Origin of the sequence: Pseudoalteromonas sp. S327, from assembly GCF_005886415.1 — a bacterium.
Lineage (GTDB): Bacteria > Pseudomonadota > Gammaproteobacteria > Enterobacterales > Alteromonadaceae > Pseudoalteromonas > Pseudoalteromonas atlantica.
On the sequence record NZ_PNDP01000064.1, the window covers coordinates 1 to 14,394 of the forward strand.

A 14,394-nucleotide genomic window follows, 5' to 3' on the forward strand; every position below is an offset into this window, starting at 1 on the left:
GGACAGAATATCAATTCGCCATATTACTTAATAATTTTTCGGGGCTATCCGTGTCGCTACCTGCGTTAAAAATTTCTCATTTAGAACAACTAAATAGCGAATTTTTTGCCTAGCTATCAACACGTTTTTCCATCATCCAAAATAGATCACTTAATCAAACGAATTGGTATAAATGATTACTCGGCCGCAGCTTGTTTGGTTTTTCTAAACATAAACTCAAGGGGAATGTGTAGGCGCTTTGCCCATGCGTTTTCGGTGTGATCTTCCCCCGGGAAATACTGGCTTTGCCATAGCTTTGCTGGGTATTGTTGCGCCATAAATAAATCATCAATTTGCGCTTGTAGCTTAGGGTACATGGCATCTAAAGTGCTGTCGCCATAATCAAAATACACTTTTTGGTTACTTAGCTTGGCGATGTTGTTGGCAATGTAATTTTTAAACTCGGCAAATACCTCGTCGTCGTGGCTAAAAATACCCGGCCAGTGGGTCGACATACAAATAGCGCCGGCAAATTCGTTAGGGTAATTAAGTAGTGTATACCACGATATAAGCCCACCCATGCTAGAGCCACCAATATAGCGGTGCTGCGCGCCTTTGTTTACGTTGTAGTTAGACTCTATGTAAGGAATAACTTCTTTAACTAAAAAGCGTGAGTAGTTGTCTGAGTTCACCTTAGAGGCAAATAATTTGTGGCCTGGGTATTTTTCTAACTGGTATAGGGCGTTTTGTTTTTGTTTGCTTAAGGCTTCAAACGGTTGTTGTGGGTAGTATTCGCTGTGGCGGTTTTCAACGGCGTTTGGAATGCCTACCACAATAAATGGGCGTACTTTGCCTTGCTCTATTAATGAGCCGGCTACTTCATCTACGCGCCATTCTTGCTTGTTCCATGTGCTATTGGCATCAAACAGCATGCGGCCATCGTGCATGTAAAGTACATCGTAGGTGGTGTTTTTGTTGTAACCTGGCGGTAGCCATACATTTAAAAAACGGTTTTTTAAAAACTGTGATTCTATATTGTCGATCACCTCAATATGGCCCTTGCTTACTTGCACGGTGGGCGTGTTTGCATAGCTGGTATGCACTACAAATATTGATAAGCTAAACAGTAAAGCAACTAATTTCATGGTGGCACCTTAGCATACAAAAAGTGCACTATCACAAGCTTGCATTGTTAATTCAATGTGAATACGTATGCACTTGCATTTAAGCTACAAATGCACACGCATACAATTTATAAATCGCTGCGCCAGCCCATGCCCGACTCTTCCATAAGGCGCTCGTATACGCCCTCAATATTAAGTGGCAGCCATGCTTTGTATTGCTTTAAATCTGAAAATTCATCGAGCTTAACGTTTTGTTTTATTTGCTCTAGGCTTTGCCCTGCAAGCGCTGCTGCGGTTACTTTGTTGTACAGTTGCTCTATATAACTTAAATAACGTGCAACATCGGCTTTATTACCCATATCGGCATGGCCGCCCACAAAGGTATTAAAGTCGTAATTTAAAACCGCTTGGGTTGAATTAATCATACCTTGAATATCGTAGCTCCATAGTTTTTGCCATGGCATTCTGCCAATGACTATCCAATCGACCACAAATAGTGTTTTTTGCTTTTCGAACAGCATACTTACCGAGCCTCGGCCATCGTTAGGGCCGTGGTAGTTAAGTTTTAAGGTTGAGCCGCCAAGGCTAAGTATTAGTTCATCATCAAAAGTAAGGTTAGGCATAACCGTTTTTATTTTTGTGTTTTTAATATCTTGGGCGGTAAGTTTGTGCGCAACAAAGGTTGTGTGCGGGCTTTTAAATACCTCTGCGCCGTAAATATGGTCGCTGTGATTATGGCTATATACAACGTATTTTACCGGTACGTTATAGCGGGTTTTAATTTGCTCCTTTAACCACGTGGCAGCTTTTTTATTAAGTGGGTCGGTAACTATTGCACCTTGTGGGGTGATTAAAAATACCGAGCGGTGTCTGTCGTCAATAAAGCGGTGGAGGCCATCGCCTAAATCTTCAATTTCGTAACTTTGCGCCATAAAACCTGAAAATAGTAAGCTGGTGGCAAGTAGTGTTTGTAATAAGCGAAGCATGCACAATCCTGTTTAATGTTCTAAGGGTCTGTTGACCTTTGCGGATTAAAATTTGTTCAAACTAGGGGCTATTTAATCGCGGCGCGAGGTTTGTAACCTAGTGGGCTAAGTAAAAGCCGAGCAAAGCTTCCGCGTCCTGCTCACGCCCTTTACATACATCCATGTAGGCAACAAAGAGTAAATAGCCCCTAGGAAGAACCCTTTGGGCAGCGCCTGTTTGGCATTAATGCTACGTTATCGCCTATTTGTGGGGAACAACCACACTATATAGGCTCTGCCTTGTCTAAATACCAAACAGACAGCTGCAAATTTAACCTTAAAAGATCAACAGACCCTAGCATTAAGTAAGAAAGTGCTAATGAGTATAAAATTTCAGTCAAAGTAAAAGCCATTTTATTTTAAATATAAAATGGCTTTGTTAGGTTGGGTTTAACGCAGGGTGAGCTGCTGGTTTATTTCTTCAAAAATACCGGCGTCGTCTATGGTTGAAGGTATTTGTAGTTCGTCGCCATCGACCAGTTGACGTAAATTTTTGCGTAGTATTTTACCTGAGCGAGTTTTTGGTAATCGCTCTACGCTTACTATCGTTTTAAGGCACGCTATAGCGCCTATTTGGTTGCGTACTGTTTGCACAAGCTCTTGCTCTACATCGGTAGGGGAGCCGGTAAAGTCGTTTTTAAGTACGATCATGGCCATCGGTAATTGGCCTTTTAGTGTATCGGCAACCCCAAACACCGCGCACTCTGCAACGGCTGGGTGGGATGCGACTATTTCTTCCATTTCGCCGGTTGAAAGCCTATGACCTGCTACGTTTATAACATCGTCTGTACGGCCCATTATAAATAGGTAACCATCGCCATCTATGTAACCACCATCGCCGGAAAGATAATACCCTGGGTACTGAGTTAAATAACCGGTTTTAAAGCGCGCTGTGTTTTGCCAAATGGTGGGTAAGCAACCTGGTGGCAGCGGCAATTTTATAGCCACCACGCCTTGCTCGTTTGGTGCGCATTGCTCGCCTTGCATATTCAATATTTGCACATCAAACCCAGGAGTTGGCACGGTAGAGCTACCTGGTTTTGTTACTAATTCTTCTATGCCTACGGGGTTACAGGCAATGGCCCAGCCGGTTTCTGTTTGCCACCAGTGATCGAGTATTGGCAGGTTGGTTTTTTCTTTTAGCCAGTTGTACGTTGGCGGGTCGAGCCGCTCGCCAGCTAAAAATAGTCGTTTTAAACTACTGGTGTTGTACTGCTTAAAGCCCTTTGCATTTGGGTCTTCTTTTTTGATGGCTCTAAACGCAGTGGGCGCTGTAAATAATGCATTTACTTGGTACTGCTCTACTACTCGCCAAAATGCACTGGCATCAGGTGTGCGAACTGGTTTGCCTTCAAACAACACTGTTGTACAGCGATAAATTAGCGGGGCATACACTATGTAGGAGTGCCCAACGACCCAGCCTATATCTGAGGCAGCCCAAAATACGTCGCCGGGCTGCATGCCGTAAACGGTTTCCATGCTGTAGTGCATAGCAACACCATGGCCGCCGTTTTCACGCACTACGCCTTTAGGCGTGCCTGTAGTGCCTGAGGTATATAAAATATAAAGAGGATCACGCCCACTTAAAGGTACTGGCTCTACTGCAGTGGCTGTTTGCATTGCCTCATCCCAGTTAATATCTCTTGTGGGGATAAGCGTGGCTGCTACTTGTTCGCGCTGGTAAATAACGCAGTGATCTATTTTATGATTGGCAAGATCTATGGCGTGATCAATCAGCGGTTTATATTCTATTACGCTATCTACCTCTACACCGCACGAAGCGCTCAGTATGAGTTTAGGTTTTGCATCGTCTATACGTACGGCGAGTTCATGCGCTGCAAAGCCACCAAATACCACAGAGTGTATAGCGCCTAATCGGGCGCAGGCCAGCATGCCTATTACAGCTTGGGGGATCATGGGCATATAAATAACAACGCGGTCGCCTTTACTAACGCCTAACGATTGCATTACACCGGCAAATTTAGCTACCTCTTGCTGTAGCTGGTAGTAGCTATACTTCTGCTGCGTGTTGGTTACGGGGGAGTCGTAAATAAGCGCGGTTTGCTCGCCAAAACCGGCAATAACGTGTTGGTCGAGCGCTAAAAAACTGGTGTTTAGTTGGCCATCATCAAACCAATGGTAAAGGCCGTCAGTGTCTTGTGTGTAGGCGTTTTCGGGCTTTTTATACCAAGGTAGGCGCTTTGCTTGTTCAAGCCAAAATTGTGCTGGGTTTTGTTTAAAGCTTTCGTATTGTTGTTTATATGGGCCTAACATAGTGGGCTCCTAATACTAAATGTGTGTGAGAGACCTTACAAAAGGTAGGCTTTTTTTTAATCGATAGGTATTCGACTATGGTCGGCTAAAAGTTAAACAACACTTTAGGTTTTAAAATACAAAATTGACAATACAAAGCGTGTGGCTCAGCATGGCGAGCAATTAAAATAAGAGAAAACACAATATGAGTAACGTAGTAAGAGTAGGGGTTGCGGTTATTATAATGCGCCAAAACACTATTTTATTAGGTGAGCGAATAGGGTCGCATGGTGCAAATACATGGGCAACGCCTGGTGGACATTTAGAATTTGGTGAAAGTGTTGAGCAGTGCGCAATACGCGAGGTATTTGAGGAAACAGGGCTAAATGTGAGTAAAATTACTAAGCTTGATTTTACTAACGATATTTTTAGTGCTGAGAATAAACACTACATTACTTTATACGTAAAAGCCGATTACGAGGGCGGCGAGCCTGTGCTAAACGAGCCAAATAAATGTATGCAGTGGCGCTGGTGCGACATTAATAATTTACCATCGCCACTGTTTACATCACTTAAAAACTACTTAACTACAACAACGCTTACGGTTTAGTTGATGGGCTTAATACTAATTTTTTAAAGCTCACTTGGGCGTAATCACCATTTTGCTTGTCGGTGGCCCAATCGCCAGTGCCTAAACAGCCTGGGTACCAAATGCCTTTAGCGCTTTTGGTGCTACATTGGTTATAAGCACCCGCTTTAAAGTAATGCCAATCGGCAGCATAGCCATTAGGGTGATCTTTTTCATCTACCTTGCCATAGGCATCTACGTTATTGCCTAAGTTAATTGCGTAGTTAACGTCTTTTTTGCCTTGGGCGCTAAAGGTTAAGTACATCATGTTTTTATGCACGTTTACTGTGTAACTAAAGTCTTCGCCAAGCGCTATGCCTGTCGCACCGGGATCGTCCGAGTTTTCCCAGGTATTACCCCACACAGGGTATGTAATGTCGGTTCGGTTAGGATCTTTTTTTGGTAAGTTACGTTCGTAATTCCAAAAAACAGATCCGGTTTTATGGCCAGGCCATTTTTTATAATAAATTTTAAGTGGTTCGTTACCCCAGCCAAAACCCAGTTTTGTATCTATTAAGGCTTGGTCTTTACCTGCGTGAATTTGCCCTACCACCACAGAGTAAGCGGCTTTTTTATTAGGATCGTTAGCGCGAAGCGCAACATGATCCACCTTTAGCGTGGCTTCCATTTTTCCGCCTACCGAGCCAAAGCGCTCCGATAGCGGGTGTACAGCTAGGGCAAAATTATTCTTTGAATTTTTAGTTTTTATTTTGGTATTAGTGCCGCGGATCATTTGTCTTAGTTCACTGCGGGTATTGGTTGAATTGGCACTGGTAAGCGCTTTATTTGGCGAGGTAAATACCATATAACCTTGATCATCAAGGTAGAAAAAATCAGGGTGCGCGTAGGTTTGGATCTCTTCTACGTCTACGGTATCTATTTTTCCATCGTTATTGAGATCTACAGGTACGTTTATTTTCCATTGCGATAAATCAAATTTTGACGCAGGTACTGCGACATTACTATCAACAGGTGTACTTGTGCTGGCACAGCCCATAAATAGCAAAGGGGTAACAGCAGCCAGTGCTGTGAGTTTAAAAGTAGATGTTAGATTTTTCATTGTTGTCTCTGTGTGATGATATTAAAAATGAGCGATATTAACTTCGCTTAACTTTAATCTAACATACCAATTTAAAATATCAACATTACCAATTTTTTGTTTTTGTAGTTTTTATAGTGCCTTTTTGGTTATACCAAAGTGGTTTTTTTGTTGTTGTTGTTTTTTGCGTTTTTTATTTAGGTGTTTGCGCTGCGCTTTTTTTACATGCTTAACTATCCACTTTGTCATAAGAGGCATAAGTTCTGGCGCAAAGTTATGGCCCATCCCAGGGACTACTCTTAGTTTGGCTTTTTTTATAAGGCTTGCCGTTTTTTTGCCTGCACTTACGGGTATTACCACATCGTCGCTGCCGTGAATTACTAAAGTAGGCGTTTTAATTTTACGAATTAAATGTTGCCTGTCTTTACTCGCGGCCATAGCAATAAGCTGGCGTTTGTAGCCACTTGGATTATGCGAGCGCTCTACAATTTGCGTTGCATGATGGCGAAGTGCGTCTTCTGATTGAGGGTAAGCGGGGCTGCCAATAAGTTGGTTAAGTTTAATGTTGTAGTTTATTGCCTCATCACGGCTGGATGTTTTGGGCTTTAATTTGGCAAGCTTTATAAATACGCCAATGCTTTTGGCACTCAGCCTTGGCAGGCTAGAGCTTGACATAATAGTGGTTAAACTTAGCACCTTTTTTTTATGCTGAGCTGCAATTAGCTGAGCAATCATACCGCCCATAGAAGCACCTACAAAATGCGCTTTTTTTATTTTAAGCGCCGCCATAAGCGCCAATACATCGTTTGCCATATCATCAAGTAAATAGGGCGTTTTCGTGCGTATGGGCAGGCGTTTACTTAACCACGATTTAAATAAACTCGGGCTAGGGTGATGCTCTAAATGGGTAGAAAGGCCAGTATCGCGGTTATCAAAGCGTATAACCCTAAACCCTTTTTTTACTAAGGTGTAGTAAAGCGAGTCCGGCCACACGGTCATTTGTGCGCCTAAACCCATAATAAGTATGATTGCAGGGGCTTTTTTATCGCCTTCGTCTTGGTAACTGAGTTTTATACCCTGAGGTGTTTTAATTGTTCGCATAGCCAACTAGCAGTGTTTGCGTTGATAAAATTATAGACCCTGTTTATTACAACTTGTTGGCAGTAGCCGGAAGCGGTAGCTGCCACTTGGTTAAAATAGCCTGATATTCGCCGTTTTCTTTTAGCGCGTTAAGTGCATGGTTAATAGCGCTTGCGGTGTGTTTATCTAGGATTTTGTTGGCACTAAAATATAATTTTGAAGGGTAGTCGGTTAAATGAATTCGTTTCGTTATTAAATTGGGATTTAGGCCTGAGTGCTTTAGCTCGTTATTTAACGTAAGTGTGTTGGTTAGTACAAAGTCGATGCGTTTTTTATAAAGCATTTGCCACAGTTGCTGATAGTAGCTTACAAGAACTAGGTTTTTGTCTTCGGTAAAACCGGCGTTTTTCAAATAGGTGGCACTTGAATAGCCACGTATTGTGGCCACTTGGTAAAATTTTGCGTGATTAAGGTGGGTAACTTCATCAGTACGGTTTTTTAAGCTAACTAAATAAGCATCGGCAAAGTATGACTCACCTAGCCAGGTGTATTGCCTTGCTCTAATGGGGGTTTTTAAAAGAGACAACGCAATTGCATTTGGGTTGTTTTCAAGCATTGTAAAAATACGCGCCATAGGAATTATTTCAAACTTGGCGGATAGCTTTGCGTGTTTAATGGTGGCTTTGGCTAAATCGACTAATGCGCCGTCGGGTTCGTTATTTTCATTTATAAAATGATAAGGCGGGAGATCTTCTGCTACAAAGGTAATGGTTTGTGCGTTGCACATGGCGCTATAAAGCATAAACACACAAATACTTAATACTACACGCACAAATAAAACCCACATTTTTAATTATTATGCGCTCTAGTTTAAAGAGTGTTGATTAAAAGGTATACCATAAATGTTTATTTAATGTGAATAACACTGCGGTTCATTTACGTTTTAAAAATTGTGTGGGTGTGCAATGGTGCCATCGTAAAAAAGCACGATTAAACGAGCTCTGATCTTTAAAGCCTAACAGGTTAGCTAGTTCGCTAAGTGGGAGCGTACCAATTAACGTGTGGGAGCGGTTTTTTCTTTCTTGTTCAAGCAATTGCGCAAAGGTTACATGTTGTTTTTTTAAATGTCGCTGTAGCGTGCGCGGTGTTACGTTTAGTGCGCTTGCAACTGCAATAAGCTGGCTATTTTGTAATGTTGTTTTTGCGAAAAGTAGCTGTTTAACTTTTTCTGTTAGGCACAGCTGACTTTTAAAACGCGATAGCTGCTGTTGTGAAAGCTGCTTAAATGTAGCATTTACAATGGCGTTGTCGGTTTTAAAGGCAAGGTTTAAATAACTGCTCGGAAAGTTTATTTGGTTATGCGCTGCGCCGCTTATAACGGGGCATTTAAACCAGGCCTCTAACTGTTGTGTGTGTCTTTTAGGCCAATTATGTATAAAGCTGATACTGCTTGGGCAAAGCGATGCGTTTATTAATTGGCGAATAACGCTTACCCACGCAGTCATGTTTCGTAATACTACTTGTTCATTACAATGAGGATGAGCATGCCAGCGCACCGTAGCGGTGTCTGCAGTTTGCAAAAACTGCGCTTTACCAATATCTGCCACTAAGCTGTCGTAATTTAACAGTGCCTTTATAGCGCTACTTAGGGTATCGCTCGATTCTATTAAATAGCCCAATATACCGTAATCTGCGGGGCGAATGTGCATACCTAAAGTAAAACCAAACAGCGCATCGTTTAGCACTTTTTGGCCGTACACAAGCAGCGCATTGTAACTTTGTAAACTAATACGGGGTGCTAATTGCTGACTATGCTGGCGACTAAATTCAGTAAACCCGATTGCCTTAAGAGCCGTATTAGAATCAATATCTTGGGTTTGCAAGTAATCTAAAATGCTCGAAAAGTAATGATCAGCCAGTGTATGCATTTGTCGTCTAAAGCTAAAAAATGGTCGTGTATGAGCAAGCTTGCCATGTTCAATTTTTATATGCTAGTTACATGTGTAATTATCTTCGCTGTAAACTATGATCTTTATATCAATAAAACAAACGCTTAATGCAGATCCTTTGCAAATAATAACCACCTTGTTGGATCATCAGCAGTTAGATCGCTTTTTTAATGCCAAGTTTGAGCTAATAAAAACAGCAAATAGCGGTGAGCTAAAAGGCGGTAAAGGCGCTATTAGGCAAGTGAAAATGGCAAATGCTACGTTTAATGAGCGTATAATAATGGCTAACCCCAGCCACATTTGCTACCAAATAGTAGGCAATAAGCCTGTGGCACACCATCAAGGTGATATTTATTTAGTTGCTAATAAAGGCGCTAAAAGTATCACTACTGAGCTTAATTATTGTATACGCTGCAAAGCGCCGTGGTGGCTGCCAAATGCTTTGCTAAAACACCTAATTAGTAAAGATATAACCCAGGCATTAAATAAACTGCAGCATTACTTTATGGTGGGCAAAGTATGAACTCAGAAATTATTTTACTTGCCCTAAGCCCTGTGTTTTTAGTGTTTGTATGCTTTGAATTTGTAAAATTTAAGCGCTATTACAATATAAAAGACAGCCTAGCAAACACCGTTTTAGCCTTGTTGCACCAAGGCGCAGATGCAATGGCACTGCTGCTACTTATGCCATTTTTTTACATGCTTTACGAGTACCGCTTATTTGATATAAAGCTAAGTGTATTAAGCGTTGCTTTTGCATTTTTACTGCAAGATTTTTTGTACTATTGGTTTCATCGTGCGTCGCATCATATTCATTGGTTGTGGGCTGCGCATGTGGTTCACCACAGCTCCACTAAAATGAATTTTACCACTGCGTTTAGGCAAAGCATAATGTACCCAGTAGCCGGCATGTGGGTATTTTGGCTACCTATGATACTACTAGGGTTTGACCCTTTAACCGTATTTAGCGTAGTGGCACTTAATTTGGCATATCAATTTTTTGTGCACACGCAAATAGTGGCTAAGTTAGGTTGGTTTGAAAGCGTATTTAATACGCCATCGCACCACAGGGTTCATCATGCAATTAATAAACGCTACCTTGATAAAAACTTTGCCGGTGTGCTTATTATTTGGGATAAGTTATTTGGCACCTTTGTAGAAGAAGACAAAAATCAGCCCTGTAAATACGGCATAGTAGGGCAGCTAAATAGTAATAACCCACTAATAATAACGTTTCATCAGTGGGCTCATTTATTAAAAAGTACCTATACGGCGAAAGGGTTAAAAGCTAAATGCAAAGTACTATTTGGCTACCCAACCAGTAGCGTTAAAGTTAAATAACAGACTTAAAAGTAAAACTGCACTGCAAAACTAGCCGCAGTATTATAGCTGTGCCATTTTTCGTGCTTTATTTGGCTGCGAAGCGCTATGTTACGCGACAGCGCGTAGCTCCAAGTTAGGGCAGCTTCGCTGTGGTTATTAGCATTATTATTGCTTAGCCAAAACATATTACCTGTAAGGGCTAGTTTGTGATTGTTATTTACTTGCCAAATAACGCCCGCCTCACTGCCTAATCCAACGCTGAGCTGGTTAGTAATATCTCCAGTATTTAGCTCAAACTGTCCCAAAATGTAGCCATGCACACTGTTTGGATTGCCATAAGATTTACCGTATCCACCCTTAGTAAAAAACCGGCCAGAGCGTTTGTTTGGGCTTGGTTGCCTATCAAAGCCCATTTTTATATTCCACGACCAGCTATCAAATACACGGTTATCGGGGGCAAGCGACATAGCATCAAGTAAGTAAAAGTGCTCAATATGGCTATTCCCGCTATCTGATAGGTTGGCTGATAAGTCAAAAAAGCTAATTTGTGCACCGGGTATAAAGCCTGCGGGTCTGTCTAGTAAATCATGATAAGCAAGGCGATAAGCTACATTGGTGGTGATTTGCTGGTTATTATTTTGCACTCTTTTAGCCGTTAGCCTTGAAGAGCCATGGCCTTGCTCTGGTGACGCTTTAGGCTTTGCCGGCTTAGACAAAGGTGAAGGAACCGCATACTTACTGCGCATTAAAAGTAACTTAGTAAGACGAGGGGCTATTTCCTCACGGTTAAGGGCTTTGTCGTAAAATTCAAAATTTAACCATTCGTACGCCATTTCTAATATGGCAACAAGTTCTTGCTGTGAGTAATTACGTGTATTTAATGGCTTGCCTTGCATAAGGGCTCTGGCATCACTTAGTTGTTGGTCACTTAATTGCGTTGAATAGTGGAATAACTTAGTGCCAAAGGCGGGACGATAATTTGGCGTTTGCAGTAAATTGTTATCCCTTAACACGGCAACAGTGTCTGAAGGAATAGCCTGCATATTAAATTGTGAGGTTAAGTTAAGCTCCTCATTTGCTAATTGCAGTAACGCGAGTAACTGATAGGAGCAATTTTCGTCTATAAAAAAATAATCAAAAGTGGCGTTTTGTAGCTCCCACAAATGCAGTAATACCAGCTCAACTTGTTGCTCGGTTAAGTTGAGTTTGTATTCCCAAATATCGCGTGATTCTAAATCATTATATTCGCGTACTTTTTTATAATACGGCATAAGCGAAAACTTACCCGGGTAGCTACCAATAAGGCCTTTTAATGCGTACATAGCAGCGTTATCTGAGCCATCAGGTTCTGCCGCAAAGTTTACAGCAAAGGCAATCAGCTCTTTACTACGGGTTTGATCTTTAGCATCGATGCGCAGCAAAGTGTGCCCAAACATAGAAGAAGGGCTGTTCATAAATGCAGTAGGGAATACAAGCGTAACTCCTTTAGGATTAATGACTTGTTGCCAGGCCTTAAGCTCAGCGCAATCAAGAGCAGGCCAATTGTTTTTAATTTTTGATTTTAGCCATGTGTAGCGAGCTGGAAATTGGCAGCTGTATTTTTGTTGACTGCTTTTATTGGCATTAAATGCGCTAATGGTGGCATTTAGCTCATCTACTGGGCTGGTTTTACCTGTAGGCGATAAAAAAAACTCGGCGCTATCTACTTCGCTTTTAAAGCTACCTAATGTGGTATTGCGGTAGTGGCCCAGTTTAAGCCAATAAGGGTGTGTGGCTAAGGTACTTTTTTCAATACTTTTAGCATGTGAATGCGTACTAAAAAGTATGGCTAGCAAGGTAAATAATATTTTTTTCATAATCACTAAATCATAAAAAAGCCGCTAGAGGATACTCTAGCGGCTTTATTTATACATATAAAACCGGCTAATTTAGCTGATTAAGAAAGAGTATAAGAAGCTAGTTGTGCATCGCTTGCTACAACAGCGTTTAGGTTTTCTAACACTGTTTGTGAAGTTACGTTCTCAGAAGTAAATACTGAAGAAAACTGTGCTTGAGCAAGCTTGTTGAATGCTGCTTTATCTTGTTCTGAAACGCCCCAAACCTCAGCAAGTGTTGCTAAAGTTTCGCCTTCACCTTGAGACATATCACGAGCAAGCTGCTCCATGTTGCCATCGATGAATAATGCGATTTTTTCAGAAGAAGTAACTGTACCAGTACCGTCACAACCTAAAGTACCAAATGTGATACCGAAAGTTTGGTTACCAGAAGTACCATTAGTTGTAGCGCCTAAAATTTTAACGCCTTTACCTTGCTGACCAGCAAATAACATAGAGCCTAGGCCACAACCAATATCTTGGTCAGCCATTGCATTAGAGAAAGGAAGTAAAGAAAGTGCTGCTACTGCGATTATTTTTTTCATATTCATAAATCCATATACGATTAGTCTTTATTTAGGGTAAATAAAGATCGCGGAGGATTCTAACAGAGTTGTAGAAAAAAGGAACATAACTAGCTATGAATTTTTTCATGTTGCGTTTACTTTAAGCAATAAAATAAACAAGTTACTTACTGTTTTTAGCTTGCTTTTAAGAGCTTGGCTTTTTACTTCTTGGCGCTCCGAGTAAAATAAACATGTGGCAAATACAAATAGATAAAAACGCACTCACACCTAAGGCACCGCCATAACCATCAAGCTTTGGTACTAGGTATTCAAATAAAAACGAAAATAAAATAGATGAGCTGGCCACGGTATAAATACCAAATCGGTGTGGGGCGCTCATGCCTATAAACGTGCCGCCAAAAAACACGACTGAGTATAAGTCGGGGTTTAGGTTTAAAGCACTTAATAGTAAATAAGCAATAATAGAAAGCGAGGCCGATGCACGTATGCCGTCAAAACGATTATGTTTGGCTAAGTAAAACGTTAGAAACGCACCTAATAAGGCTATAAATGGGTATTCTAAATTCATAAAACCATTCCTTTGGCCAACATAAATAAAGCCACGCTGGCAAAGGCAACACTGCCAAGCTTACCGCCAAATCCGGTAAACATATTTATGGTAAGCACATATAAACTGGCGCCAATAACAGAAATTATGGCTATTTCCCAATAACTTGTAATTAAGTATGTAGAGCACATACCGGCAAAACTACCTGCGTAAATAGCCGCATAGGGATGATTTTTAAACCGAGCAGGAAAAGGAATAAACGAGCCAATTAGCCCTGTAAGCGCCGCCGAAATAACTAAAGGCAATGCAAAAGTAGTGTGCATGGCAAAGCAGGCAACAAAGCCTAAAAAGAAGGTTATAAACTTTAAAAATAAGAATTTAATCATAGTGGCGCATTTTAAACTAATCCTTTTACGCTTTCTAACTATCTCTAATAAATAAAATGTGGGTGTTAGCGTTAAATGTTATTAAGGCTACTTTTTAAGCTGGATTGGTATTAACTATGCTTATTTGTGGCTGTTAATGTTTCATAAATTATATTTTATGTATAATAGAGGTTATTAATATACAAATTTAAAAGATTAAAGGTAATTTATGTCTAACTGTTTGCACTTGGCTATACCCGCTGGCGATTTAAAAGTAGCGAAAACGTTTTACTGTGATGTGCTTGGCTGTAAAACAGGGAACAGCGAAGAAGGGCGCTGGGTAGACATAGACTTTTGGGGTAATGAGCTCACCTTACACCAAAGCGAAGAGCGCTTACCCACTGTTCGCCACGATGTAGATATGGGCGCAGTGGCGGTACCGCATTTTGGTATTCATTTATCTGAAGATGAATTTAACGGTTTAAAAAAACGTATAGAAGATGCGGGGCTTGAATACCTAGATAAACCGTATCGCCGTTTTGTTGGTGATGAGTTTGAACAAGAAACCTTTTTTATTGAAGATCCAAACGGCAACGTGCTTGAAATGAAAACCATGGTAAACCCTGAGGTTTTATTTAAAAAAGCGTAAGCAATATTTATTAAAGAATAGGCCACTTTTGT

The 14,394-nt window shown here is 41.0% G+C and carries 15 protein-coding genes; 4 read left to right on the plus strand and 11 right to left on the minus strand.

Going from position 1 to position 14,394, the window contains the following annotated elements; genetic code table 11:
- Positions 1–176 precede the first annotated feature (176 nt).
- The 3 genes from CWB60_RS17690 to CWB60_RS17700 form a co-directional block, all read right to left on the minus strand.
- The gene (locus tag CWB60_RS17690) at positions 177–1,124 is read right to left on the minus strand and encodes an alpha/beta hydrolase (RefSeq protein WP_138578498.1); all 948 of its coding nucleotides are present in this window, start codon (positions 1,122–1,124) and stop codon (positions 177–179) included.
- Positions 1,125–1,231: 107 nt separating this feature from the next.
- Complete coding sequence (locus CWB60_RS17695; protein WP_138578500.1) at positions 1,232–2,089, minus strand: MBL fold metallo-hydrolase; 858 nt, start codon at positions 2,087–2,089, stop codon at positions 1,232–1,234.
- Between the two features lie 429 nt (positions 2,090–2,518).
- Positions 2,519–4,402 (minus strand): AMP-binding protein, encoded by a 1,884-nt coding sequence (locus CWB60_RS17700; RefSeq protein WP_138578502.1) that lies wholly within the window; start codon positions 4,400–4,402, stop codon positions 2,519–2,521.
- Between the two features lie 184 nt (positions 4,403–4,586).
- On the opposite strand from CWB60_RS17700, the gene CWB60_RS17705 reads away from it, so the two are divergent.
- Positions 4,587–4,991: a nucleotide triphosphate diphosphatase NUDT15 gene (locus CWB60_RS17705; protein WP_024033224.1), complete on the plus strand. Its 405-nt coding sequence runs from the start codon at positions 4,587–4,589 to the stop codon at positions 4,989–4,991.
- Here CWB60_RS17705 and CWB60_RS17710 read toward each other — a convergent pair.
- The 4 genes from CWB60_RS17710 to CWB60_RS17725 form a co-directional block, all read right to left on the minus strand.
- Positions 4,981–6,069 (minus strand): polysaccharide lyase family 7 protein, encoded by a 1,089-nt coding sequence (locus CWB60_RS17710; RefSeq protein ID WP_055252782.1) that lies wholly within the window; start codon positions 6,067–6,069, stop codon positions 4,981–4,983. The genes CWB60_RS17705 and CWB60_RS17710 overlap by 11 nt on opposite strands.
- A 111-nt stretch (positions 6,070–6,180) precedes the next feature.
- Positions 6,181–7,149, minus strand: a complete 969-nt coding sequence (locus CWB60_RS17715; protein ID WP_138578504.1) for an alpha/beta fold hydrolase — start codon at positions 7,147–7,149, stop codon at positions 6,181–6,183.
- Between the two features lie 46 nt (positions 7,150–7,195).
- Positions 7,196–7,975: a substrate-binding periplasmic protein gene (locus CWB60_RS17720; protein ID WP_138578506.1), complete on the minus strand. Its 780-nt coding sequence runs from the start codon at positions 7,973–7,975 to the stop codon at positions 7,196–7,198.
- An 85-nt stretch (positions 7,976–8,060) separates the two neighbouring features.
- Positions 8,061–9,056, minus strand: coding sequence for an AraC family transcriptional regulator (locus CWB60_RS17725; protein ID WP_138578508.1), 996 nt, complete (start codon positions 9,054–9,056; stop codon positions 8,061–8,063).
- A gap of 97 nt (positions 9,057–9,153) precedes the next feature.
- Between CWB60_RS17725 and CWB60_RS17730 the strand changes: the two genes are divergently transcribed.
- Together CWB60_RS17730 and CWB60_RS17735 are read left to right on the plus strand one after the other, a co-directional pair.
- Positions 9,154–9,600 carry an SRPBCC family protein gene (locus tag CWB60_RS17730; RefSeq protein WP_138578510.1) on the plus strand — a complete coding sequence of 149 codons (447 nt, stop codon included), beginning with the start codon at positions 9,154–9,156 and terminating at the stop codon, positions 9,598–9,600.
- The gene (locus CWB60_RS17735; protein ID WP_096740120.1) at positions 9,597–10,418 is read left to right on the plus strand and encodes a sterol desaturase family protein; all 822 of its coding nucleotides are present in this window, start codon (positions 9,597–9,599) and stop codon (positions 10,416–10,418) included. The genes CWB60_RS17730 and CWB60_RS17735 overlap by 4 nt, the downstream gene beginning before the upstream one ends.
- Positions 10,419–10,423: 5 nt before the next feature.
- Here the strand turns inward: CWB60_RS17735 and CWB60_RS17740 are convergent, their stop codons facing one another.
- The 4 genes from CWB60_RS17740 to CWB60_RS17755 all read right to left on the minus strand — a co-directional run bounded on the left by CWB60_RS17740 (position 10,424) and on the right by CWB60_RS17755 (position 13,671).
- The gene (locus tag CWB60_RS17740; RefSeq protein ID WP_138578512.1) at positions 10,424–12,256 is read right to left on the minus strand and encodes an Lnb N-terminal periplasmic domain-containing protein; all 1,833 of its coding nucleotides are present in this window, start codon (positions 12,254–12,256) and stop codon (positions 10,424–10,426) included.
- Between the two features lie 80 nt (positions 12,257–12,336).
- Entirely contained in the window at positions 12,337–12,819 is a 483-nt protein-coding gene (locus tag CWB60_RS17745) for a DUF3015 domain-containing protein (RefSeq protein WP_024033216.1), read from the minus strand.
- A gap of 166 nt (positions 12,820–12,985) precedes the next feature.
- Entirely contained in the window at positions 12,986–13,369 is a 384-nt protein-coding gene (locus CWB60_RS17750) for a hypothetical protein (RefSeq protein WP_024033215.1), read from the minus strand.
- A complete protein-coding gene (locus CWB60_RS17755; RefSeq protein WP_138578549.1) occupies positions 13,366–13,671 on the minus strand; it encodes a hypothetical protein in 306 nt (101 codons plus the stop codon). The genes CWB60_RS17750 and CWB60_RS17755 overlap by 4 nt, the downstream gene beginning before the upstream one ends.
- 271 nt (positions 13,672–13,942) lie before the next feature.
- Between CWB60_RS17755 and CWB60_RS17760 the strand changes: the two genes are divergently transcribed.
- Positions 13,943–14,362: a VOC family protein gene (locus CWB60_RS17760; protein WP_024033213.1), complete on the plus strand. Its 420-nt coding sequence runs from the start codon at positions 13,943–13,945 to the stop codon at positions 14,360–14,362.
- Positions 14,363–14,394: the final 32 nt, after the last annotated feature.